Origin of the sequence: Tistrella mobilis, from assembly GCF_039634785.1 — a bacterium.
Classification (GTDB): Bacteria; Pseudomonadota; Alphaproteobacteria; order Tistrellales; family Tistrellaceae; genus Tistrella; species Tistrella mobilis.
This window is the reverse complement of sequence record NZ_JBBIAB010000027.1, coordinates 36,049-60,202: the sequence shown is the minus strand read 5'-3', so window position 1 is coordinate 60,202 and position 24,154 is coordinate 36,049. Positions and strand designations below refer to the sequence as shown.

At 68.3% G+C, this 24,154-nt stretch carries 16 protein-coding genes, 1 tRNA gene and 1 rRNA gene; 14 read left to right on the top strand and 4 right to left on the bottom strand.

The features are described 5' to 3' along the window. Positions 1-99 (top strand): 5S ribosomal RNA (gene rrf / locus WI697_RS24290); the annotation flags it as partial. Positions 100-185: 86 nt separating this feature from the next. After that, positions 186-262, top strand: a tRNA-Met gene (locus WI697_RS24285). A 143-nt stretch (positions 263-405) separates the two neighbouring features. Here the strand turns inward: WI697_RS24285 and WI697_RS24280 are convergent. Then, positions 406-1,302 (bottom strand): LysR family transcriptional regulator, encoded by an 897-nt coding sequence (locus WI697_RS24280; protein ID WP_062768543.1) that lies wholly within the window; start codon positions 1,300-1,302, stop codon positions 406-408. A gap of 109 nt (positions 1,303-1,411) precedes the next feature. Between WI697_RS24280 and WI697_RS24275 the strand changes: the two genes are divergently transcribed. From WI697_RS24275 to WI697_RS24250, 6 genes are all read left to right on the top strand, one after another. Then, positions 1,412-3,145, top strand: a complete 1,734-nt coding sequence (locus WI697_RS24275; RefSeq protein WP_345960235.1) for an acyl-CoA dehydrogenase family protein — start codon at positions 1,412-1,414, stop codon at positions 3,143-3,145. After that, a complete protein-coding gene (locus WI697_RS24270) occupies positions 3,142-4,347 on the top strand; it encodes a CaiB/BaiF CoA transferase family protein (protein WP_062768549.1) in 1,206 nt (401 codons plus the stop codon). The genes WI697_RS24275 and WI697_RS24270 overlap by 4 nt, the downstream gene beginning before the upstream one ends. Before the next feature lie 79 nt (positions 4,348-4,426). Continuing rightward, the gene (locus WI697_RS24265; RefSeq protein ID WP_345960234.1) at positions 4,427-5,563 is read left to right on the top strand and encodes a TAXI family TRAP transporter solute-binding subunit; all 1,137 of its coding nucleotides are present in this window, start codon (positions 4,427-4,429) and stop codon (positions 5,561-5,563) included. Between the two features lie 63 nt (positions 5,564-5,626). Then, a complete protein-coding gene (locus WI697_RS24260) occupies positions 5,627-7,558 on the top strand; it encodes a TRAP transporter permease (protein WP_345960233.1) in 1,932 nt (643 codons plus the stop codon). 150 nt (positions 7,559-7,708) lie between these two features. Beyond that, positions 7,709-11,059 carry an autotransporter domain-containing protein gene (locus tag WI697_RS24255; RefSeq protein WP_345960232.1) on the top strand — a complete coding sequence of 1,117 codons (3,351 nt, stop codon included), beginning with the start codon at positions 7,709-7,711 and terminating at the stop codon, positions 11,057-11,059. 107 nt (positions 11,060-11,166) lie between these two features. Further along, positions 11,167-11,946 carry a DeoR/GlpR family DNA-binding transcription regulator gene (locus WI697_RS24250; protein ID WP_014743906.1) on the top strand — a complete coding sequence of 260 codons (780 nt, stop codon included), beginning with the start codon at positions 11,167-11,169 and terminating at the stop codon, positions 11,944-11,946. Between the two features lie 2 nt (positions 11,947-11,948). Here WI697_RS24250 and WI697_RS24245 read toward each other — a convergent pair whose 3' ends face one another. Next, a complete protein-coding gene (locus tag WI697_RS24245; RefSeq protein ID WP_298648749.1) occupies positions 11,949-13,334 on the bottom strand; it encodes a multicopper oxidase family protein in 1,386 nt (461 codons plus the stop codon). Positions 13,335-13,525: 191 nt separating this feature from the next. On the opposite strand from WI697_RS24245, the gene WI697_RS24240 reads away from it, so the two are divergent. The 4 genes from WI697_RS24240 to WI697_RS24225 all read left to right on the top strand — a co-directional run bounded on the left by WI697_RS24240 (position 13,526) and on the right by WI697_RS24225 (position 18,976). Beyond that, a complete protein-coding gene (locus WI697_RS24240; RefSeq protein ID WP_298648745.1) occupies positions 13,526-14,338 on the top strand; it encodes a helix-turn-helix transcriptional regulator in 813 nt (270 codons plus the stop codon). Between the two features lie 144 nt (positions 14,339-14,482). Further along, on the top strand, positions 14,483-16,630 hold the full coding sequence (locus WI697_RS24235; protein ID WP_345960231.1) for a TonB-dependent siderophore receptor: 2,148 nt from the start codon (positions 14,483-14,485) through the stop codon (positions 16,628-16,630). Between the two features lie 4 nt (positions 16,631-16,634). Further along, entirely contained in the window at positions 16,635-17,897 is a 1,263-nt protein-coding gene (locus WI697_RS24230; protein ID WP_345960230.1) for a RhtX/FptX family siderophore transporter, read from the top strand. Beyond that, positions 17,897-18,976 carry a PepSY-associated TM helix domain-containing protein gene (locus tag WI697_RS24225; RefSeq protein WP_345960229.1) on the top strand — a complete coding sequence of 360 codons (1,080 nt, stop codon included), beginning with the start codon at positions 17,897-17,899 and terminating at the stop codon, positions 18,974-18,976. Before WI697_RS24230 ends, WI697_RS24225 begins: the two co-directional genes overlap by 1 nt. Here the strand turns inward: WI697_RS24225 and WI697_RS24220 are convergent. After that, positions 18,951-19,631 carry an FMN-dependent NADH-azoreductase gene (locus tag WI697_RS24220; protein ID WP_345960228.1) on the bottom strand — a complete coding sequence of 227 codons (681 nt, stop codon included), beginning with the start codon at positions 19,629-19,631 and terminating at the stop codon, positions 18,951-18,953. The two genes, WI697_RS24225 and WI697_RS24220, sit on opposite strands and share 26 nt — an antisense overlap. Before the next feature lie 106 nt (positions 19,632-19,737). Between WI697_RS24220 and WI697_RS24215 the strand changes: the two genes are divergently transcribed. Together WI697_RS24215 and WI697_RS24210 are read left to right on the top strand one after the other, a co-directional pair. Next, positions 19,738-20,634, top strand: coding sequence for a LysR substrate-binding domain-containing protein (locus WI697_RS24215; protein WP_296713927.1), 897 nt, complete (start codon positions 19,738-19,740; stop codon positions 20,632-20,634). Between the two features lie 135 nt (positions 20,635-20,769). Next, positions 20,770-22,083 (top strand): NAD(P)/FAD-dependent oxidoreductase, encoded by a 1,314-nt coding sequence (locus tag WI697_RS24210; protein WP_296713929.1) that lies wholly within the window; start codon positions 20,770-20,772, stop codon positions 22,081-22,083. Positions 22,084-22,126: 43 nt separating this feature from the next. On the opposite strand, the gene WI697_RS24205 is transcribed toward WI697_RS24210, so the two are convergent. Next, positions 22,127-24,088 (bottom strand): TRAP transporter permease, encoded by a 1,962-nt coding sequence (locus WI697_RS24205; protein WP_062768572.1) that lies wholly within the window; start codon positions 24,086-24,088, stop codon positions 22,127-22,129. Positions 24,089-24,154 lie beyond the last annotated feature (66 nt).

Below are 24,154 nucleotides of genomic sequence, written 5' to 3'. Positions count from 1 at the left end.
GACGTGAACCACCCGATCCCATCCCGAACTCGGCCGTGAAACCGTCCTGCGCCAATGGTACTTCGTCTTAAGACGCGGGAGAGTAGGTCGCTGCCAGGTCTTGCAACCGCATGGACGGACATGGAACGCTCGAACAACAAAGCGCGATCTCATCTCGATCCACACTGACAAGACAAACGCCCTGACGCGGGGTGGAGCAGCCCGGTAGCTCGTCAGGCTCATAACCTGAAGGTCGCAGGTTCAAATCCTGCCCCCGCAACCAAGTTTCAAGCAAACGCCGCCCATGGCCATTCGCCGCGGGCGGCGTTGCTGCGTTCAGGCCCCGTCAAGAACACGTGGGTCAGCGGGGGCCGGATTTCACTCTGGCGGGGCCCCGCGAGCTTCTTTCCATATGACGTCCCTCTCTCACCGATAAATGCTCGTCCGCAACCGCACGTGGTCGACGAAGGCGCGCGCGGCATTGCTCAACCCGGATGTCCGCCAGATCAGCGAGACCCGGTGCTCCGCCTGGCGCTCCTCGATTTCGAGGTAGACGACGTCGTCGAAGCCGCTGCGGCTGAGCGAATGGGGAACCAGGGAGACGCCCATGCCCTGCGCGACCAGGGCGACCACGGTGAACCAGTGCTGGATCCGGTAGTGCGGATAGACGTCGACGCCTGCGGCCCTCAGCAGCCCGACGATGCGATCGTGGTAATGGGCTGCGAAGGTGCGGGCGAAGACCAGCACCCGTTCCCCCGCCAGCTCGTGCAGGCTGATGCGGCTGCGGGATGCCAGCCGGTGCTGATAGGGCACGCAGCAGACCAGGCGTTCGGTTTCGATGGTGATCTCCGATACCTCGTCCGGAAGCGCCACCGAATGCACGAAGCCCACATCGATGCGGTGATTGATCAGCTCTTCGATCTGACTGGCGGTGTTCATCTCCTGAAGGCGCAGTTCGATGGTGGGGTGTTCCTCCTGGAAGGCTTGAAGCGTGGCCGGCAGCCGGCGGAACAGCATTGAGGGGACAAAGGCGACGGTGATCTCACCCGCCACCCCCTTGGCCGTCTGTTCGGCGAGGACGCAGGCGGCATCCAGCTGGCCCAGGATACGGGCGGCATGTTCGGCAAAGAGGGCGCCGGCCGGCGTCAGCCGTACGGCTTTGGTGCTGCGTTCCATCAGGGCGAAGCCCAGCGTCTCTTCCAGCTGTCGCAGGCTCGTGCTCAGCGGCGGCTGAGAGATGTTGAGCTGCTGTGCGGCGCGGCCGAAATGCAGCTGCTCGGCCAGGACCAGGAAGTAGCGCAACTGCTTGAAGGTGATGGCCATCCGCACCTCTCATTCAAATAGTGCTATCGAACTATTCGCACATGGTATTGGAACGCGAATGAATGATCGAGGAGGCTTTCGGTAAGAAGATGTCAACCGGAGGACCCCGATGGGCAGCGCCATCCACCGCAACATCCCCGACAGCCGCGGCACCAACGTCTTCGAGGCGGACAGGAGCCTGCAGAACCTGCTCAGGGCCTATCTGAGCGCATCCGTGCAGGCACGGGTTCTGCCGCAGTTCGAACGGATGGGGAAGCTGGTCGGCGACCGGCTTGAACGGCTGGCGCTCGCGGCGGACCGCAACCCGCCGGTGCTGCATCTTCGGGCCCGGAACGGGATGCCCGACGAGCGGATCGAGAAGCATCCTGCCTATCTGGAGATGGAGGCCCATGCTTTCGGCGCCTTCGGTCTGGCGGCTATGTCGCATCGCCCGGGTGTCTTCGGAGCGGGGGACAGATTGCCGCCGCTGGTGAAGTACGGGCTGGTCTTCCTGTTCGCTCAGGCGGAGTTCGGGCTGTGCTGCCCGTTGAGCATGACGGATGCGCTGACCCGGACCCTGATGAAGTTCGGCGCGCCGGATCTGGTGGCCCGCTATGCCGAACGACTGACCAGCCAGGATATGGACGCGCTGTATCAGGGGGCGATGTTCATGACCGAGCAGGCCGCCGGGTCGGATGTCGGCGCGATCGACACCGTTGCCCGTCTGGAGGACGGTGTGTGGCGCCTCTATGGCGACAAATGGTTCTGCTCCAATCCCGATGCCGCGCTGGCCATGGTGCTCGCGCGTCCGGAAGGCGGTGCTGCAGGCACGGGTGGGCTGTCGCTGTTTCTCCTGCCCCGTCATCTGCCGGACGGGGCGCGGAATGCGTATCGCATCGTCAGGCTGAAGGACAAGCTCGGGACCCGCTCGATGGCGAGCGGCGAGATTCAGCTCGACGGTGCCGTTGCCCATCTCGTCGGCGATCCCGGCCAGGGCTTCAGACAGATGACCGACATGATCAACATGTCGCGGCTGTCCAACGGGGTGCGCTCCGCCGGGCTGATGCGCCGCTCGGTCTTCGAGACCTTGTTCATTGCCCGGAACCGGGTGGCGTTCGGCCGGCGGCTCCAGGATCTGCCGCTGATGCGCCGGCAGATCCTGAAGATGATGGTCACCGCCGAGCAGGCGCGCTCGATGGTGTTCCATACGGCCTGGGTGCTCGAGGCGGCGGATGGCGGCGATCGGCATATGGCCTCTGTCCTGCGGATCCTGACGCCGCTGATCAAGTTTCGCGCCTGCCGCGATGCCCGCAAGGTCGCCGGAGATGCCATGGAGGCCCGGGGCGGCTGCGGCTATATCGAGGAATGGTCGGATGCCCGGGTGCTGCGCGATGCCCATCTGGGCTCCATCTGGGAGGGGACCAGCAACATCGTCGCCTTGGATGTCGCCCGTGCCGTCCGCCGCGAGGACGCGCTGACCGCCCTGACCAGGCATGCGGAGCGACTGCTCGACGAGGCGGAGAGAGACGGGGCCGGCATTTCTGCCATCGCGGAGGCTTTCCATCGGGCGGCCGGTTTCCTCGATCAGGTCGCCAACAGCCGCGATGCCGAGGCGGATGTCCGCCGGGCGGCCTCTGCCGTCTACAACGCCACCTCTGCCGTGATCATGGCCTGGGAAGACGCCCGCATTCGCAGCCTGTGCAATGACCAGGGCGGCGACCGCCTGGTGATGGCCGATCATGTGGTGCGTCACAAGCTGGTGCCGCGGGACCCGCTGGCGATGGCCGGGTCTGACGAGGCGGCTGAAGCGCTGCTGGATGCTGCCCTGCGTGATGTCGCCATGGCGGCGGAGGCCCGGCCATGAGCGCGGCGGTCACGACCGGCGCGCTTGTCGGGCTGAAGGTGATTGATCTGAGCCGTGTTCTCGGCGGACCGCTCGCCGCCCAGATCCTGGGGGATCATGGGGCGGATGTCATCAAGGTGGAGCCGCCGGCGGGGGATGAAACCCGTGAATGGGGGCCGCCTTTTCAGGACGAGACGGCGTCGTATTTTCTGGGGCTGAACCGCAACAAGCGCGCGATCGCGCTCGATCTGCGGCAGCAGCAGGGCCGCGATGTCCTGCTTCGCCTGCTCGAAGGGGCGGATGTTCTGGTCGAGAACTTCAAGCCCGGCACGCTTGAAGGCTGGGGGCTGGATTTCGAGACGGTGCTGGCGCCCCGCTTTCCCCAGCTGATCCAGTGTCGCATCAGCGGCTTCGGTAGCGACGGCCCGCTTGGTGGCATGCCTGGATATGACGCCATCCTCCAGGCGATGGGCGGTATCATGAGCGTCAACGGCACGGCCGGGGGCGACCCGACCCGGGTGGGCCTGCCGGTGGTGGACATGGTTACGGGCCTGAATGCGGTGATCGGCGTGCTTCTGGCCCTCCAGGCGCGCCACCAGAGCGGGCGGGGCCAGTTCGTCGATGCCACGCTGTTCGACTCGGCGATCTCGCTTTTGCACCCGCATGCCGCCAACCACATGCTGTCCGGTGCCCTGCCACAGCGGACCGGCAATGATCATCCCAATATCGCACCCTATTCGACCTACCGGACAGGCAGCTGCCCGATCTATCTGGCGGTCGGCAATGACCGCCAGTTCGCGCGCCTCTGCGCGGCTGTCGGGGCGCCCGATCTTGCGAAGGACAGCCGCTTCCGATCGAACAGGGACCGTGTGATCCACCGGGATGCGCTGCGGGGGGCGCTGGAAGCGGCGCTCGCCGCTCATGACGGCGTGGAACTGGCCGACCGCCTGCTCCATCAGGGGGTGCCGGCCGGTCCGGTCCTGGATGTCGCCCAAAGCCTGCGTCATCCCCACACCGTCCATCGGGGCATGACGATCGAGATCGACGGCTATCGGGGGCTGGGTGCGCCGGTGCGGCCCCGCCGCTCGCCCCCCGGCTACCGTCTGAGACCGCCGGGTTTTGCCGAGCACACGGCCGACATTCTGCGCCAGCACGGGTTCTCGGACGACGAGGTGACGGCGCTCGAAACATCGGAGGTGACCCCCACCAGACGCCGGACCTGACGGCAGGCGACGCCGGGGAACAAGGGCGCGCCCAGGATGACAAAGACCTGAACGACAATAAGGATATGGGGAGGAAATCATGAGGAAGATGCTTCCGGTCATCGGCCTGCTGGCAGGGTTTGCCTGCGGGTCGGGCGCGGCGCCCGTCCATGCTGCAGACGATGCCCTGCCGCGTACCATGGTCTGGGCGACCTATGATGTGGGATCCAGCGGCTATGCTGAGGCCTCTGCGATCGCCGATGCCATGGGGCGGGAGACGGGGGTGCGCGTGCGCATCACGCCGTCCGGCACCTCGATCGGCCGGCTGCTGCCCCTGAAAACCCGGCGTGCCCAATATGGCTGGCTGGCCAATGAACTCTACTTCGCCACCGAGGGCCTCTACGATTTCGCGGCCCGCGAATGGGGCCCGCAGGATCTGCGTGTCGTGGCCGGTCGGCCGTCGACCTTCGGACTTGCCGCCGCCGCCGATGCCGGCATCGCGACGATTGAAGATCTGCGCGGCAAGCGCGTGCCCCGGATCAAGGCCAATCCGTCGATCAACATCAAGGTCGAGGCCATCATGGCCTTCGGCGGATTGACCTGGGATGACGTGCAGGTGGTGGACATGCCGTCCTACGGTGCGGCGTTGCGGGCGCTGGTCGATGGCGATGTCGATGCCGCCGGATCGACGCCCACGGCCGCCACGCTCTATGAGCTGGAGAGTTCTCCGCGCGGCCTGAGCTGGGTGCCCATGCCGCCGGACAATGACCGCGGCTGGGCGGCGATCAGGTCGGTCGCAAGCTTCTTCGCCCCCGCCATGGCGACACAGGGGGCCGGCATCTCTCCCGAGCATCCGGCGCAGATCTTCTCGGTGCGCTATCCGATGATCACGGTCTATGCCGATACCGACGACCAGGAGGTCTATGCCTTCACCAAGGCGCTGGACGAGACCTATGGTCTGTATGCCAAGGCGACGCCGGCGATGCCGCACTGGAAACTGGGCGAGGCCGGCACCACGCCTGCCGATGCGCCGTTTCACCCCGGTGCGGTGCGCTACCTGAAAGACATCGGTGTCTGGACCGAGGCGGATCAGGCCTGGAACGACCAGCGGCTGGCGCGCCTGCAGGCGGTGGAAAAGGCCTGGCAGACCGCCAGCGAGGAGGCGATGGACAAGGGGATGTCGGATCAGGACTGGAGCGCCTTCTGGACGGAAAAGCGCCGCGCGATCGGCCAGTGACCGTCACGGCCCGCCGGATCTGTCGCCGGCGGGCCCGCCCTGGATCCTGCCGGAGTCTCTGACATGTCCGTCACCGACATTCCTTCGCCCGCGGCCGGGACGGCCGGGCGCCTGCCCGGTTTCATCAGCGGGATGCTTGCGGCCGTGGGGCTGACCGGCCTTGTGGTCATCCTGCTCCAGACCTTCAACATCCACCTGTTCGGTCTCTTCCCGCTTCTGGCCACCCGCTACTATTACGTCCTGATCGGCCTTTTCCTGACGGCGGCCTTTCTGGCCGGGCCCGGGCGTCCCCACCGGACCGCGACGATGTGGCTGGACCTGGCGCTTGCGGCGATGGCGCTGATCTGTGGCGGCTTCCTGGCCTGGAATGCCGAAGCGATCATCACCGAGGGCTGGGCCGTCGTCGCCCCCCTGCCGGCCAGTATCGTATCGGGGGCGCTGGTGCTGCTGTCGCTCGAAGCCGTGCGCCGGTTCGGCGGGCCGCTCCTTCTCGTGATCTGCGCCGTCTTTGCGGTCTATCCGCTGTTCGCCGACATGATGCCCGGCTTCCTCTGGGGGCCGTCGCTCAGCCTTGTGGAGACCGCAGCCGAACATGCCATGGGCACCGAAAGCATCATCGGCATTCCGCTCAGGGTCGTCGCCGACACGCTGGTCGGCTTCATCATCTTCGGCTGCATCCTGAGCGGCCTGGGCGGCGGCCGGTTCTTCATGGATCTGTCGCTGGCGCTGATGGGGCGCAGCCGCGGCGGGCCGGCCAAGGTCTCGGTGATTTCGAGCGCGCTGTTCGGGTCTTTGTCCGGCAGCGTGATTTCGAACGTGCTGACCACCGGCCGGCTGACCATCCCCACCATGATGCGGGCCGGATATGCCCCGCATTATGCGGCGGCCGTCGAGGCCTGTGCGTCGACCGGCGGCACGCTGATGCCGCCGGTGATGGGAGCGGTGGCCTTCATCATGGCCTCGTTCCTGGATACCGCCTACACCACCATCATGCTCGCGGCCCTGGTGCCGTCGGTGCTCTACTACATGATCCTGCTGTTTCAGGTCGATCTCCACGCCGCACGTCACGGGCTTCAGGCGGGGAGCCTCGACGGTCTGAGGCCGCTCGGCGGGATCCTGGCGGATGGCTGGCCGCATATCCTGTCGCTGGCGGCCCTGGTCGTGCTGCTGTTCACCGTGTCGCCGGCCCGTGCCGCCTATTACGCCACGGCGCTCATGCTCGTGCTCGCATTCATCCGCCATCGTCGCCTGCCGGGTCTGGCCCGGGCATTGGCGCTGCTGCGCGAACTGACCGGCAATATCGCCTATCTCGTCGCCACCCTCTGCGGCATCGGCCTGGTGGTGGGGTCGCTCGCCATCACCGGTGTCGGCAGCGCCTTTTCGCGGGAGCTGATCCTCTATGGCGACGGGAACGTCGTCCTGCTGCTGATCCTGGGAGCTGCAACCAGTTTTGTGCTCGGCATGGGGATGACGGTCAGCGCCTGCTACATCTTCCTCGCCACCGTGCTGGCGCCGGCTCTGGTCGAGCTGGGGCTGCCGCCGGTGGGGGTGCATCTGTTCATCCTCTATTGGGGCATGCTGTCCTACATCACCCCACCCGTGGCGCTCGCCTCGATCACCGCCGCACAGATTTCGGGGGCGCAGGCCCTGAAGACCGGGGTGATGTCGATGAAGCTGGGCGCGGTGCTCTTCATCCTGCCCTTCATGTTCGTACTGGAGCCGGCCCTGCTGCTGGACGGACCGCCGTCGGCGGTGCTGCCCTCGATCGCGACCGCGGCCGCGGCGATCATCGTCCTCGCTTCGGCCCTGGAGGGCTATGCCTACGGGCTTGGCAGGATCAGCGGTCCGGAGCGGATGGCCGGCTTCGTGGCCGGGCTGCTGATCATGACCCCGGATCGGATGAGCGAACTTGCCGGGCTGGGACTTCTGGCCCTGGTGCTTCTGATGCATCTGGCGGCGAGGCGGCGCCGGAGCCGCCGGCGCCCGGCAGCCTGATCCGATGTTCCGGAGGCGATACAAGGGTATGGGAGTATGAGAGTCGCCTGATCGTCCAGAATGTCATCTTTCATACATTAAGAGTCGCTATCCTTACATTCGGCGCCGGCTTCGGCCTCCCCTCCGGCGCCGCATGTGAGGAAAGATGAGATGACCCGCTCCGACCTTCGCGCAAGGCCGCCCCGCCGGCGCTTGCAGATGCTGCTTCTGTCCACGGTGGCGATCCTGCCGCTTCTGCATACGCCGGTCCATGCGGAGGACGGCGAGCTGCGCATTCTGTCGCTCAACACCTGGGGTGACCGCTTCAAGCCGAACCCGGCGGCGGCGATGTCGGAATTCCTGGTCAACGGCAATTACGACATCCTGACCTTCCAGGAGCTGCGCGGCGGCACGACCTACCTCGCGACCATTCCGCCGCTGCTGGAGAGCGAAGGGCTCGGCACCTACACCACCGGCCAGATCGGGGATGTCGGTCTCGCCTCCCGGCTCGCCGGCGATCATGGCGCCTATGAGAACGGCGTGCGGATCTCGTATCAGACGGTCGAGGCGCAGAACCGGACGCCCGAGACCATCGTCGGCACGGTGCATCTGAACTATTACGACGAGCCGACCTATCGTATCGACGAGGCCAAGGCGCTGAACGACTGGGCCCGGGCCCAGGGCAAGCCGATCATCATCACCGGCGACTTCAATGCCGGCGACCTGTCGGAGCGTGGCCTGCATCGTGCCGAACAGCAGTCCTATCTCTTTGCCCGCACGATCATCGACGGCGGCAGTTCGGAGCTCTGGCGACAGCTGGCCCAGCAGTACACGCCCGAGGGCCGCGAGGCCGATTTCGAGGCCTATGTTGCCGCCATGCAGGCGGTGGACGGCAATGGCAGCGCCCATTACCGCAATGTCATCCAGGGCTATTTCGACACCCATCGCGACGAATTCCCCGGGATCGACAGCATTTCCAGCATGAGCTGGCGGCAATGGGAACAGATCGTCGCCAAGGACATGGCCGAGAAGGGCCTGACCTTCGAGGACGAGACCTATCCGGTTGCCGGCAACACGCCGCAGACCATGAACATCCTGAAGAAGCAGTACATCCTGCTGCAGAAGGAAAGCGAGCGCGAGACCTACGCGCCCCATGACCTGGCGGACGGCAGCACCACCTGGCCGTCGGCGGGTGAGGATCACACCAACACCTGGACCAGCTGGGACCGGGTGACGATCGACCATTTCATGGCCTCGCGCCCCTTCGGCAAGTGGCAGGTCCTGGCCGATGCCGCCGATGACGCCTATACCGGCGTGCTCGACGACACCGGCTATGCCAATGACGGCACCACGCCGCTCTCCGACCACGAGCCCGTGGCCCATGTGGTCAAATGGGTCGGCCCGGCGCTCGAAACCTATACCACCGGCGCCGGCACCGCAGACGAGGCCGAGGCGACCCGGCTGGTCTGGGGTGGCGCTGCCGCGGTCTTCGAGGAGAAGGGCAAGGTCTTCTACCTCACCCGCAACAACATGCGGACCGATCTCTATCTGGGCCAGATCTCGGACGAGAACGGCATGCCGGTTCTGGCGGGCCTGACCGAGACTGAGAAGAAGACCCTGCTCGACTGCGCCAGCGACGATCCGCGCTTCCAGGCTGCCATCCAGGAATACTGCATCGACGACCATTCCTTCATCGGCGAGACCCTGGTGACCGATGGTGGCACGGTGATCGTGGACGAGGACGCGGCACTCGGCAACGCCACGGCGCAGCTCCGGCTCGACAATGGCGGGCTGCGGATTGCCGGCACAAAGATGGCGACGCTGGCCCGCAATGTTTCGGTCGAGGCCGGCGGCGGCTTCATCGAGGTGGCGGATGCCGATGCGGCGGTCACCGCCTCGGGCGTGTTCAGCGGCACGGGTGCCTTTGCCAAGACCGGCGCCGGCACGCTGACGCTGACGGCCGCGAACAGCTTCACCGGTACCACCACGGTTGCGGCCGGTCGGCTGAATGTCGACGGCTCGCTGGCGGGCTCGACCCTGACGACGGTTCAGGACGGCGCCGTTCTGGGCGGGACCGGCACCGTCGGCAATCTGACCCTTGCCTCGGGTGGCCGTCTGGCGCCGGGCCGGTCGATCGGCACGCTGAAGGTCGCAGGCGACCTGACCATGGCCGAGGGCTCGGTTTACGAGGTCGAGGTGGATGCCGACGGCAAGGCCGACCGGGTCGACGTCACCGGCAGCGCCTCCCTTGCGGGCTCGGTGCTGGCGATGGCGGCGGGCGGCAATTATGCGCCGCTGACCGACTACACCATCCTGACCGCGGAAGAGGGCGTGACCGGCAGCTTCGGCACCGTGACCAGCTCTCTGGCCTTCCTCGACCCGACGCTCAGCTATGGGGCGAAGGACGTCACGCTCCGCCTGGAGCGCAACGACACCTCGTTCAGGAGCGTGGCCGGCACGGCCAATCAGCGCGCCACGGCTGCCGCGGTCGAAAGCCTTGCCATGGGCAATGCCGTCTATGATGCGGTGGTGCTGACCGACACCGGGACGGCGAGTGCCGCCTTCGACAGCCTGTCGGGCGAGCTGCATGCCTCGGCGGCCGGTGCGCTGATGCAGGGTGCGATGGCGGTCGGCGACGTGGTCGCCGCCCAGGGCGCGCTCAGCGCCGGCATCGAGGCCCCGGCTTCCGCGGCCTTCGGTGCCGGGCGGATGTGGCTGCAGGCCTATGGCGCCTGGGGCTCGAACGATGGCGACGACGTCACCTCGATCGACCGCAACACCTCGGGCACGCTGTTCGGCCTGGATGCCGCGGTCGGCGAAAACTGGCGGATCGGTGCCTTCGCCGGCTTCGGTCAGGCTTCGGTCAAGCAGGACGGCACGGGGAGCAAGCTCGATGCCGACAGCTATCATGTCGGTCTTTATGCCGCGACCCGCATGGGCGGCTTCGGCGCGCATCTGGGTGCGGCCTACAGCCTGAACGACGCCGAGACCACCCGCCATGTCGCCTATGCCGGCACCACCGAAACCCTGACCGCGGATTACGACGTCAATGCCGCCCAGGTCTTCGGCGAGGTGAACTATCGCTTCGATACCAGCCATGGCGCCTTCGAGCCCTTCGCCGGCGTGGCCCATATCAGCCTGTCGGGCGACGACTTCACCGAGACCGGCGGTGCTGCGGCCCTCGCGGGCGATGGCGTCGACATGCGCACCACCTTCACGACCCTCGGCCTGCGCACCGTGCAGGAATTCGGCCTGGGTGAGACCCCGGCGGCCTTCCGGGCGGAACTGGGCTGGCGTCATGCCTTCGGCGATGTCGACCCCGATGCGGATCTGCGCTTCGCCGCCGGCGGCTCGGGCTTCGGCGTGACCGGTGCCGCGATTGCGGAGAACACCGCCGTCCTGCGCACCGGTCTCGAGGTCGGGCTCACCGACGACACCGCCCTGTCGGTCGGCTATGGCGGCCAGTTCGGCAGCGACGTCACCGACCACTCGGTCACGGCGAAGCTGCGCATTCAGTTCTGATCGCAGCCACCGTCGTCAGAACGGACGGGGAGGGGGACACCCCCTCCCCGTCCGCGTATATAGTGAGGTCTCATCGACGCGAGACCTCATCCGGTTTCGGGGGACGAATGGACGACACGGACAAGAAGAGCCGACGGCAGGCGCAGCTCGTCGCGCATCTTCAGCAACATCGCTTCATCTCGCTCGACGAGATTTCGACCCGCTTCGGGGTGACCACCCAGACGGCGCGCCGCGATCTCATCGATCTGGAAGAGGCGGGGCTGGTCCGCCGGCTCCACGGCGGCGGCACGCTTGCGGCGCCGCCCATAGACCCGCCGACCTATCGTCAGCGCCGGGTCGAGAATGCCGACGGCAAGGCGCGGATCGGTGCGCGGGTGGCAGAGCTGGTCGGGGACGGATCGGCGGTCTTCCTCGATACCGGCACCACCTGCGAAGCGGTGGCGCAGGCGTTGACCGGGCGGCAGAACCTGCGGGTCGTGACCTACAGCCTGCGCAGCGCAGCCCTGTTGAGCGAGGTGGAAAGCGCCACCGTCGCGGTTCCGGGCGGGTTCGTCCGCCATGTCGATGCCGGCGTCTTCAGCCACGAGACCGTCGATTTCATCGGCGCCTTCCGCTTCGACACCGCGGTGATCTCGGTCAGCGGCATCGACGAGCACGGCATCATGGGCGATGACGATCATGGCGAGGTGCAGGCGGTGCGCGCGGCGATGCAGCAGGCGAAGCGCACCATCCTGGCGGTCGACGGCAGCAAGTTCTTCCGCCGTGGTCTGGTCTCGCTGGCGGTGATCACCGAGGTCGACCTGGTGGTGACCGATACCCCGCCGCCGCCCGCGATCACGGCCCTGCTCGCCGTGGCCGGGGTGGGGGTGGAACTGGCGGGCGGCTGACCTCAGGCCTCGACGCGCAGATAGCCGGTCAGCCCGGTCTTCTGATGTTCGATGACGTGGCAGTGGAAGGCCCAGTCGCCGGGATTGTCGGCGACCAGGGCCACGTCCATGGTCTCGCCCGATTGCAGCAGGGCGGTGTCGGTGAGCAGCGGCAGGATCTCGCGCTTGTCCGACCGCAGCAGCCGGAAGGTCAGCCCGTGAAGGTGGATCGGATGGTCGTTGGGCGATTCGTTCCGCAGCCGCAGCACATAGGGCTTCCCCTGTTTCAGAACCGCGAGCGGCGCCATCGGGTCGGGGGTGTCGCCTTCCCAGGCGATGCGGTTGATCGACCAGAAAGTGTAGCCCAGCGTGCCGCAGATGCTGGCGACCGGCGGCTTGCCGCCGGGCGACCAGCCGAAGACGAATTCCAGGATCTCCGCCCGGGCAGGATCGGGCTCCGCAACCGGGTTCGCCACCAGCGGCTTCAGCTCCATCAGGCTGCGCCGGGCGCTCTTGCCGGCCGGCCGGAAGCGGGCGATGGGCTGGGGCCCCTGGGGCAGGCGCAGGGCCAGGGTGACGATCTCGTCCGCACTGTCGGGCATGCGCAGCGCGATATCGGCCCGCTGTCCGGGGGCCAGCAGCACGCCCCGGGGCGGCAGCGGCCGGGGCAGGGGGTTGGAATCGAGGGCGATCACCTGCGCCTCGCCGCCGGTCACCTCGTAGAGGCCGACCCGGGTGACGTCGGTGACCGCCAGCCTGAGGCGGATCAGCCCGCCCGCCGGCAGATCGTAGACCGGCTCCACCTGCCAGTTCACGGTCGACACCGTGCCCAGCGTGCCGCCACGGGCGGCGGCACGGGCGCGGAAGAATTCGATGAACTGGCCGTCCTGACCCAGGCGGAAATCACGGATGTTGAGCGGCAGATCCCGGTCGAAGCCGGGATCTTCGTCCTCTTCCACCACCAGCAGCCCGGTCAGGCCGCGGCCCATCTGTTCCAGCGTGTTGCAATGGGGATGGTACCAGAAGGTGCCGGCATCCGGCGGCGTCAGGGTGTAGCGGAAGCTCTGCCCCGGATCGATCGGGGCCTGGGTCAGATAGGGCACGCCGTCCATGGCGTTGTCGATCCGCAGGCCATGCCAGTGGACCACGGTCGTCTCGGCCAGGTTGTTGACCACATCGACGGTGAACGGCCGGCCGCGGCGCATGCGCAGCACCGGCGGCGGGCCATCGGTGGCGAAGCTCATCATGTCGCGGGTGACCGTGCCCGGCACGATCGGATGGTCGAGCCCGCCCACCGGCAGGGTCAGGTCGGCGGCAGCCATGCCCCGGCGGGTGATCAGGCTGGTGCCGGCGGCGATGGCGAGGCCGGCGGCGCTGCCGAGCAGGAGTTCGCGGCGGGTCACGGCCATTGTCGACTGCCTTCTGTCATGGAACTACCGGGCCGATCCTGGCAGGACCTGCGCGAGTTTCAAGCCGCCAGACCCGCGCAAATCGCCGCAGCTGCCGGGTCGGGCTCTGTTGCGATTGATTCTCAATAAATGCTAGGGTCGCGGCAAGTGATTCCTGTCCTGCCCCGTCGACGGGGGCTGGAGGTGTGCGCATGTCGGTCTCCTCGTTCAGCATCGCGGTTGCGGATGGTGTCTTCCGCGCTGATCCGTCGGCCTTGCCGACAGAGACGGTGCTGCCCGGTCTGAAGCTGGGTCTTGTCATGAGCGGTCGTTTCGGCCTGACGGTCGACGGCGGCAGGGATCTCGACATCGCCGGGCCGGCGATCTGCCTGCTGGTGGCCGAACGGGCCTTCGAGACCCGCCACGGCATGACGGCGCAGGATGGTGTGCGCTACGTGACCATCGCCCTCGATCCCGCCTCTCGCGATGATCTGCTCGGCAGCGATGCGGAGCGGCTGGGCGCCGGATCCGGCGCACCGGGCATTCACCAGGCCCGGGCCGGGCGGACGGCCTGCGCTTTGGCTCTGCAGATCGCGACCTGCCCGTTCTCGGGCGGTATCGGCCGGGCCTGGCGGGCGGCCAAAGGGCTGGAACTGGTCGCGACGGTTGCAGCCGGCTTCCTTGAGACCGACGGCCGGGGCGCGCGCCTGACCAGCCGCGATCTGGAACGGCTGCGAGAGGCATATCACATCCTGAAGACCGCGCCGGCCGATGCGCCGACGCTGCCGGTGCTGGCAAGGCGGGTGGGAATGAATGTGCGCAAGCTGACCGACGGCTTCCGTCGCCAGTTCGGCACCAGCATCGCCGATTTCGTCGCCGAGGAACGGTTGCAGCTGGCCTATCGCCTGATATCGACCGGCGAGATGGGGGTCGCCGAGGCCGCCTATCGGGTCGGCTACAGCCCCAATCATCTGTCCACCGCCTTCCGTCGCCGCTTCGGCATCTCTCCCGGGCGGTTGCGCTGACCCGGTCCCGCCGCCCGTCCGCGGAGATCTGACTCCTGCCATCGTAGGCCTCCGGCATTTCGGAGACCGGCCGTAGATGCGATTCATTCGCAACATGACGCGCGCCGTCCGTCTCCGTTCCTGCCGATATCAGAGGCCTCACTCATGCCGCTCTCCCGTTCCGGCTCCGCCCGGCTGTCGCCCACGCTCCTGATTGCTGCCGGGCTGCTCTCCCAGGTCTCGCCGGTTTTTGCCGCCGATGCAGAGGATGCCGAGACCCTGCCCGCCCTTCAGGTGCAGGAGACGCGCCCCGCGTCGTGGAGGCCGGCCGGCGGTGTGGTCGCCCAGACCGCGACCATCGGCACCAAGACCGATGCCCCGCTGTCCGAAACGCCGCAATCGGTATCGGTGGTGACCCGCGAGCAGATGGAAATGCAGCAGGCCCAGAGCCTGGGGGAGGCACTGCGCTACACGCCGGGTATCGTCACCGGCCTCGCCAATGCCGACAATCGATACGACCAGCTCACCATCCGCGGCTTCAATGCCACCACGCTCGGCCTCTATCGCGACGGGCTCCGGCAGATGTCGAACCAGATGACCACCCGGATCGAGCCCTTCGGCCTGGAGCGGATCGAGGTGCTGCGCGGCCCGGCCTCGGTGCTCTATGGTCAGGCGGCACCGGGCGGGCTGATCAATGCGATCACCAAGCGCCCGACCGCCGATCCGCTGCACATGGTGGAAATCTCGGGCGGGAGCCACGATCGGCTGCAGGCGGCCGTGGATCTGAGCGGGCGGCTGGTGGATGACGGCCGCGCCCTGTTCCGGCTGACGGCCCTTGCCCGCGATGCCGATACCCAGATCGACCATAACCGCGACGACCGGATCTATGTCGCCCCGGCGCTGACCCTGTCACTTGGCGAGGATACCAGCCTCACTTTGCTCGCCAGCCGTCAGCAGGACGAGGCGGGGACTCCGGGCCCGCTGCCCGCCTCGGGCACGGTGCTGCCCAACACCCATGGCCGGATCCCGATGAATCGCTATTCCGGCGATCCATCGCTCAACGAATTCGACCGCACCCAGACCGCTTTCGGCTGGGCTTTCGAGCATCGTTTCGACGACCGCTGGCAGCTGCGTCAGAACACCCGCTATGACCGGCTCGATTTCGATCAGGCCAATGTCTACGCCTACACCCCGCTTGCGACCGACGGCACCATGGTCAACCGGGGTGCCTATCGCTTCGGTGTCGATGCGGATCTCTTCAACACCGATACCCAGCTCCAGGCGGACTGGCAGGCGGGGCCGGCGTCCGTCACCTCGCTCTTCGGCCTGGACTACCGCTACAACGCCGAGGATTTCTACCAGTTCATGGGTGCGGCAACGCCGATCGACCTCTATGACCCGGTCTATGGTCAGGCGATCGCCAACCCGTCGCTCAAGGTTTCGGACAACACCACCCGGATCGACCAGATCGGCGTCTATACCCACCAGCAGATCCGCCTGCCCCAGGGGCTGGTGCTGAGCCTGGGTGGCCGGCAGGACTGGGCCCGCAGCCGGGTCACCGACCATATGGACAACGACGCCCGCACCAGCCGGTCCGATGATGCCTTCACCTGGCGGGCGGGGGCGGCCTGGGCCTTCGAGGCGGGCCTGACCCCCTATGTCTCGTGGTCGACCTCGTTCTCACCGGTCTCGGGCACGGATGTCGATGGCCGGGCGTTCCGGCCGTCGGAGGCGGAGCAGCTGGAAGTCGGGGCCAAATTCCAGCCCGACGGTTTCGACAGCTTTTTCACCCTGGCCTGGTTCGATCTCACCCAGACCAATGTCGTCACCGCAAGCCCCACCAACCCGGCGGCCCGCTATCAGACCGGCGAGATCTGGAGCCGCGGTATCGAGTTTCAGGCGGTGGCCGAACTGGGCGGAGGCGTCAGCCTGATCGGCGCCTATACCTGGCAGGATCCCGAGGTGACCCGCAGCCTGGGCGCCGATCTGCACAGGAAGCCGACCGGCATCCCCGATCAGATGGCCTCGCTCTGGGGCGATTACACGGTGCGGTCCGGGCCGCTGGCCGGGCTGGGGCTGGGGGCCGGTGTCCGCTATGTGGGCGAAAGTGCCGGCGATGCCCGCAACAGCTTCACCGTGCCCGATGTCACGCTCGTCGATCTTGGGGTGCGCTATCAGCTGGGCGACTGGCGGGTGGCGGTGAACGCCAGCAATCTCTTCGACCGCTATTACGTCGCCGGCTGCTCGTCCGAGGCCAATTGCAGCCTGGGCTATGAGCGCACGGTCGTGGCCAGCCTGCGCTACAGCTGGTGACGCCATGACCCTCGGAACCGGTCGTCCCTTCGCCTTCCTGATGATCGCCGTCCTCTACATGACCCAGGGCATTCCGCTGGGCCTGGCGATGGAGGCGCTGCCGGGCTTGCTGCGCCAGCAGGGGGCGGCCCTTGACAGGCTCGCCTTCCTGCCGCTGGTCGGGCTGCCCTGGGTGCTCAAATTCCTCTGGGCGCCGCTGGTCGACGACCGGTGGTCGCCGCGCCTCGGCCGTCGGCGGAGCTGGGTGCTGCCGATGCAGTCGCTGGTGCTGGCAACCCTGCTGGCCGTGGTGGCGACGGGGGTGTCCGAGACCGTCTCGGGCTGGCTGGTGGCGGGTTTCGCGCTTGCCTCGCTTGCCGGCGCCACCCAGGACACCGCCACCGACGGGCTTGCGGCCGAACACTTCCACGGCCGCGATCTGGCCCGAGCCAACGGCATTCAGGTGGCCGGGACCATGATCGGCTTCTTCTTCGGCGGCTCCGGCACGCTGGTGCTGGCCGGCCTGATCGGCCTGACCGGCGCGCTGCTGGTGGTGGCGGGGGTGGTTGCGGCAGGGCTGGTGCTGGCCCTGCTCTGGCGCGAGGGGCCGGCCCTGCAGCATGGCGACGCGCCGCGCAGCCGGGCCAGCCTCAAAGCCTTCGCCACCCGGCCCGGCGCACTGCCCCTGCTGGCGGTGGCCTTGCTTTCCGCCGTCACAGCCAGCGCCGGCTTCGGCCTCTGGAAGCTGTTCCTGATCGATGCCGGCTGGACGATCGCGGCGGTCGGCCGGCTCGGCATCGCGGCCGGTGCCGTCACCATTCTGCTGGGCTGTGGTGGCGGGGCCTGGATGGTGGCGCGTCTCGGCGCCTGGCGGGCGCTGTTCGCCGGACTTGGGGCATCAGGGCTGGCGGCGCTGATCTGGGCAGCGCAGGCGGCGGGTCTTTTGCCTCTCACGCCCGCCCCGGTGCCTCTGTCACTGCCTGTTCTCGCCGCCGCGCTCGGCGCCTTCGGGGCCGGGGCGGCCTCGGTCGCGGCCATGGCCCTGGCCATGCGCTTCGCCGCTGCCGCCGGCCAGGCCGGGACCGACATGACCTCGGTGCAGAGCACCCGGGATCTGGGAGAAATCGGCACCTCGTCGGCGGTCACCGCCTTTGCCGCCGCCGCAGGCTATGGCGGTGCCTTCCTGGCGGTGGCCGTTGCGGCCGGTCTCGCCGTCGCGGCCGTGCTGCATGCCCGGCGGTCGGCGGCGCTGCGCCTGGCCGAGGCCGGGCTCAGGGAGGCGCCGTGATGCCCCGCCCTGTCCGGCCATCCTGGCGGAAGATCTGGCTGCAGCTGCATCTCTGGCTGGGGCTGACCATCGGAGCGGTGGCGGCCCTGCTGGGGGTGACCGGTGCCGCCCTGGTGGTGAAGGAGCCGTGGCTCCGCCTGGAACTGGGGGCGATGGCAAGACCGGTCGATCCTGCCGCGGCGCCCCTGCCGCCCGATCTTCAGGTGCAGGCGGCCCAGGCGATCGCAACCGGGCCGCGCCGTCTGCTGTCTGTCACGGCCCCCGGCAGCGGGCCGATGCCGGTCGCCACCGTGCTTGCCCTGTTGACCGAACCGGCCGGCGATGGCGGTCCGCGCTTTCTTGTCGCGACCTTCGATCCCGCGCGCGGCGACCTGCTCGGCATCCGTCCGTTCGGGGATCTCGCCTTCGCGCAGGTGCTGGATCTGCATCGGGCGTTGGCTGGCGGCCCGATCGGCGCCGGGCTGGTGGCGGTGGTCGGGGTGGTGCTCTGCCTGTCGCTTGCGACGGGGGCCTGCCTCTGGTGGCCACGGCGACCGGAAGGCGGGCGGCGGCCGGGTGCCTGGCGCCGCAGGCTGCTGCCGTCGCTCGCCGGGCCCTGGCATCGGCAGATCAGGGTGCTGCACGTGACCGCAGGCATCTGGCTGCTGCTGCCGCTGGCGGTGGTGGCGGTGACCGGCACACTGCTTGCGCGCCCCGATCTGATTGGCGGCGCGCGGCGTGGTCTGCCGCCCGCCGCTGCGGCCCCACCAGTGCCGGACGATGCCTGCGTGGCCGTGCCGGATGCCGCCACCGCGGTGCGCCTGGGGCTCGCCGCATCGCAAAGCGGTGGCTTTCTGGGAGTGATGGCAGCCGGGCCGGGCTGGATGGTCACGACGACCACCGGCAGGCTCATGGTCGACCCGGGCTGCGGCACCGTGAAAGCGATGTCCCACGGTCCGGATCTGCACGGGGTCATGAACGCGCTGCACGGCCGGCTGATGCTGGGATGGCCCGGGCAGGTGGTGGCCTTTCTGGCCGGGCTCGCCCTGCCGGTGTTCTATGTCACAGGTCTCGTCATCTGGCTGCGCCGCCGACGGTGAGGCGGTCGACCAGGCGGTCCACTGCCGCCTCTGCCGCGGCGATCGAAGCCGCAAGGCGGTCGTCGCCGAATTCGTCGCCCTCGATCGCCACCACATCCACCGCGCCCATGCCGATATAGCGCAACGGGGCGGCGAGCCCGGGCACCACCAGCTCGTTATGGGCCTGAATGCCGCCCGGCCCATATCCCAGGTCGCCGCGTGCCGTCAGGACCACCGCCCGCCTGCCCGCCGGCAGCATCGGCCAATAAGGCGCGTCGCCGCGGGCGCGGTCGAAGCCGAAGGTGACACCGACCCGCACGATATTGTCGATCCAGGCCTTGAGCGCTGACGGCAGGCCGAAATTGTACATCGGCGCCCCGAACACCACGATGTCGGCGGCAAGGAGTTCCGCCGTCAACCGGTCGCTTTCGGCAAGCCTTGCCTGCATGGCGTCGTCGCGCGCCTCGGGCCGGGTGAAGGCAGCCCTGACCCAGTCGGCGTCGACGGGGGCCGGCGGCGCGAGACCGACATCGCGGCAGATGATCTCGTCGTCGGGGCGATGCTGCCGCCACCGATCTGCGAAACGCGCGGTCAGCCGGCGGGTGTGAGAGCCATGGGGATCTGTGCCCGAGCGGCCGGGGCGGGCGCTGGCATCGATCTGCAGCAGCCGGATCATGATGCATCTCCTTCATCCGTGGAGTGTGGATGACATGAGAATTGCCCTGAATTCCGGCGGCTGACAAAATCGTATCCCTCAGCCGATAATGAAGATCAGTTCATCCATGATCCCTTCCCGCAGGCTGCCGCCGCTCCAGGCGCTCAAGACCTTCGAGGCGGCGGCCCGCCATCAGAGCTTCCGGCTGGCCGCGGCCGAGCTTGGTGTCACCCCCACCGCCGTCAGCCATCAGATCCGCCTGCTGGAAGAGACGCTGGGCCTGCCCCTGTTCGAACGGCGGGTGCGGCAGGTGGTGACCACCCCCGCCGGCGACCGGCTGTTTCCGGTGCTGCGCGACGGCTTCGACGCCATGGCGGCGGCGGTGGCGGCGCTTCGCCCCCCGGCGCCGCGGCGGGCGGTGACACTGACCGCACTCGGCCTGTTCACTGCGAAGCGGCTTATCCCGGCGCTCGGCCGGTTTCGGGCGCGGTTCCCCGGTCACGAGCTTCGCCTGCACGCCTCGGATGATGTGGTCGAGCTTGGCACCGGCATTGCCGATCTGGCGGTGCGCTACGGCCGGGGGCCCTTCCCGGGGCTCGTGGCCGAAACCCTGATCACCGATCGCTTCGGCGTGGTGGCAAGCCCGCGGCTGGGCCTGCGGTCGCCCGAGGATCTTGAGAAGGTGCCGCTGCTCAGGGTCGACTGGCGGCGGCAGGAACGCGTGCCCGACTGGCGGGCCTGGGCCGGCGCCGCCGGAAGGCCGGAACCCGCGGGCACGGCGGTGCTGAGCTTCACCGACGACGCCCATGCCATCCAGGCGGCGATCGCCGGCCATGGGGCGCTGATCGCCAGCCTGACCCTGGTCGCCGACGACCTTGCCGCCGGCCTGCTGACGGCGCCCTTCGGCCCGGAATTGCCGGGGGACGGCTATCACCTGCTGATCCCGGAAACGGAACGATCGGCGCCGGACGTGATCGCGGTGCGCGACTGGCTGCTGGAGATTGCCGCCGGCCCGGCGTCGTGACACCCTCCGCGGGGCTTCCTTGACCGGCCTGCGGGTGCGCCCGATACTTTCGCCGGGCTACTCTCGCCGGGCGTTCTTTTCCCTCCCGGCGGAAACGGAGCGCCCTCGTGCTGCCAGAAGGAAGGTTTGGCCCCGATGTGCGCCGACGTCACCACCGCCCCTGTCCCGGCGCTTGCGCCCGAACCGCATGTCCGGTCGCGCTATGCCGCAGACAATCTGGGGCGCATGCGCCGGCGGCCGCCGCTGGAGGGTGATCTCAGGGTCGATCTCTGTGTCATCGGCGGCGGACTGGCGGGGCTGTCGACGGCGATCGAGGCGGCGGAGCGCGGGCTCAGTGTGGCGGTCGTGGAGGCGCGGCGGATCGGCTGGGGGGCCTCGGGGCGCAATGGCGGCCAGCTGCTGAACGGCTTCGCGGCCGGCACCGACCGGCTGATCGCCAAGGTGGGGGAAGACAAGGCCCGCACCATGTGGCGCATGAGCGTCGAGGCGCTGGACCTGGTCCGCGATCGCATCTCTCGTCATAAAATCGACTGTGACTTTGCCGAGGGCGTTCTGATGGCCGCGCTGAAGCCCCGCCATATGCGGGGGCTGGAAGCGGAGCTGGCCCGCGAACGCGCCTGGGGCTATGACCGGTCGGAGCTGATCCCCGCCGCCCATATCGGCGAGCATGTCGGCAGCCCGCGCTATATCGGCGGCATGTTGGACCGCGGCGCCGGCCATCTCGATCCGCTGGCCTATGCGCTCGGTCTGGCGCGCGTGGCCGAAGAGGCGGGAGTCCGGATCTTCGAGGAGACATCGGCCACCGCCCTCCACCGGGGCGCGCCGCCTCGGGTGGAGACGCCGCATGGCAGCATCACCGCCGATGCGGTGGTCGCCGCCGCCAATCACGAGAATGGCCGGCTGATCCCCGAGGTGCGCTGGAAGGTGATGCCGGTCGGCACCTATGTACTGGCCACCGAGCCGCTGGATCCGGCCTTGGCCGAGCGGCTGCTGCCCGGCCGGGTGGCGGTGTCGGACTGCAAGTTCGCGCTCAACTATTTCCGCCTGGCCGGCGACCGCCGGATGCTGTTCGGCGGCCGGGTCAGCTATTCGACGCTGGAGCCGCTGAACCTGGACACCGCGATGCGCCGGACCATGATCGGCATCTTCCCCGATCTGGCCGATGTGCCGACCGCCGAGGTCTGGGGCGGGTTCGTCGACATCACCCATGACCGCACGCCGCATTTCGCCGCGGTGACGCCAGAGATCCTGGTGCTGCAGGGGTTTTCAGGCCATGGCCTGGCTGCCACGGCGCTGGCCGGGCGTCTGGCGGCCGAGGCCGTGACCGGTGATCGCAGCCGTTTCGATCTGTTCCACGGCCTGCGCCACATCGATTTTCCCGGCGGCTGGGCGCGGACCCCCCTGCTGGTCGCGACCATGGCCTGGTTCCGGCTCCGCGACATGCTGTAGGTCGCGGCGCCGGAACCTGTGACGCCTGGGGATCGGGGGCGCCCTATTCCGCGGCCAGTGCCGCCGGCCGTGCGGCCCGTTCGCGACGGGCCAGGACGATCTGGACCGTCATCACCAGGGTGAGCGCCGCCACGGCCGCAACGGTGGACAGCGCCTCGGGCAGGATCAACCCGAAGGCCGCGGCTGCCAGCAGCAACCGCCAGCCCGGATGGAGCCGGCGGATCAGCCAGCCCTGATCGGCTGCCGCCAGCGCCGTCACCGCCACCAGGCAGGCAAGGGTGGAGGTGAGGACGGTGAGCGGCGCCTGGTCCACGATCAGCACTCCCGGATGGTAGACCATCAGGAAGGGGATGATGAAACCGGTCGCCCCCAGCCGGACCGCGGCCATGGCCTGCCGCATCGGATGAACGCGCGAGATCGAGGCGGCCGAGAAGGCCGACAGCGCCACCGGCGGGGTGATCGCCGACATGATGCCGAAATAGAAGATGAACAGATGCGCGGTGATCACCGACAGCCCGAGCTGGGTGAGGGCCGGCACCACGGTGAAGGCGAGCAGCAGGTAGGCCGGCGTCGTCGGCAGGCCGGTGCCGAGCACCAGAGAGGCGGCCATCGTCGCCAGAAGCGCCATGAACAGGTCGTCGCCGCCGACCGCCAGAACCAGCTTGCTGAAGGCGAGGCCGATGCCGGTCATGTTGACCACGGCCAGGATGATGCCGACGGCGGCGCACATGGCGAGCAGGCCCAGCCCGTCGCGGGCCGCTTCGATCAGAACGCGGATGACGACCCGCGGCCCCATGCGCATCGGCGCATGCCAGATGCCGCCGAGGAAGATCACCGCGATACCGGCAAGGCAGGCATAGGCGGGTGAATAGCCCGAGGCGAGCAGGGCGACGATGCCGCCGGCCGATGCGGCGACGGTCAGGCCCTGGATCACGTCTCCGCGGTCGACCGGCGGCAGTTCGGCGGCAGCACGGGCATCGGCCGCTTCCATGCCGCGCGCCCGGGCCGCGAACAGAACCCTGAGCGAGATGCTGGCATAGAACAGCAGGCAGGGCAGAACCGAGGCGACGACGATGGTGACATACGGAATGCCGGTGATGTCGGCCATCAGGAAGGCCACGATACCCATCACCGGCGGGGTGATCTGGCCGATGGTGGACGCGCAGGCTTCGACCGCGCCGGCAAAGGCGGGGCGATAGCCGGCCCGGATCATGAAGGGGATGGTGAACGAGCCGGTGGCGAGCACGTTTGCCGGGCCCGAGCCGGACAGGGACCCGAAACCCATGCTGGCGACGACGGCGGCCTGGGCGGGCCCGCCGGGAACGCGCCGGGTGGCGCGGCCGGCAAGACGGATGATCGATTCGCCGGCACCGCTGGCCCGCAGGACGGCACCGTAAAGCACGAAGACATAGATCATCGATGCCATCAGGCCGAGCGACGAGCCCAGGATGCCGCCCTGGCCGAACATCTCTTCAAGCGCCACTTCGGGCCGCACGCTGGAGTGGTGCAGCACCCCCGGAAGCCAGGGACCGGCCCAGACGAAACCCATGAAGCCGACCACCAGAAGGGCCATTCCCATGCCGCAGGCCCGACGGGTGATTTCCAGCGTCACGATCAGGGTGGCGCAGAACACCATCACGTCTTCGGGCAGCGGAAAGCCCATGCGGTACGAGAACATCTCGAACCAGTCGATGAACACATAGATCATCGCTGCCAGGATGGCGGCCAGAAAGACGATGGTCAGTGCCCGATCGGCCAGGCGGCCGGTTCGTCCGCTGCGCCAGGTGGCGGGCAGGGTGGGGGTGGAAAACAGGATGGCCGCGGCGCCGAGCAGCAGCACCGCGCCGCGCTGCACGGGCAGTGGCAGTTCCCCCAATGCGATCGTCGCCAGGATGAAGATCATGAGGGCGAGGCCGCAGGCATCGGCGAGGCCGCGGGTGGTCCGCGTCCAGGTGTCGGAACGGGCCGCCGATGCACGGGCCGGACCGTCGGTGATGACACTCATCGGATGTGTCCTCGGGTGCTGATCGAAGACGCAGCTCTTCCGGTCGACCGGCCCGAGCCCTGAAAG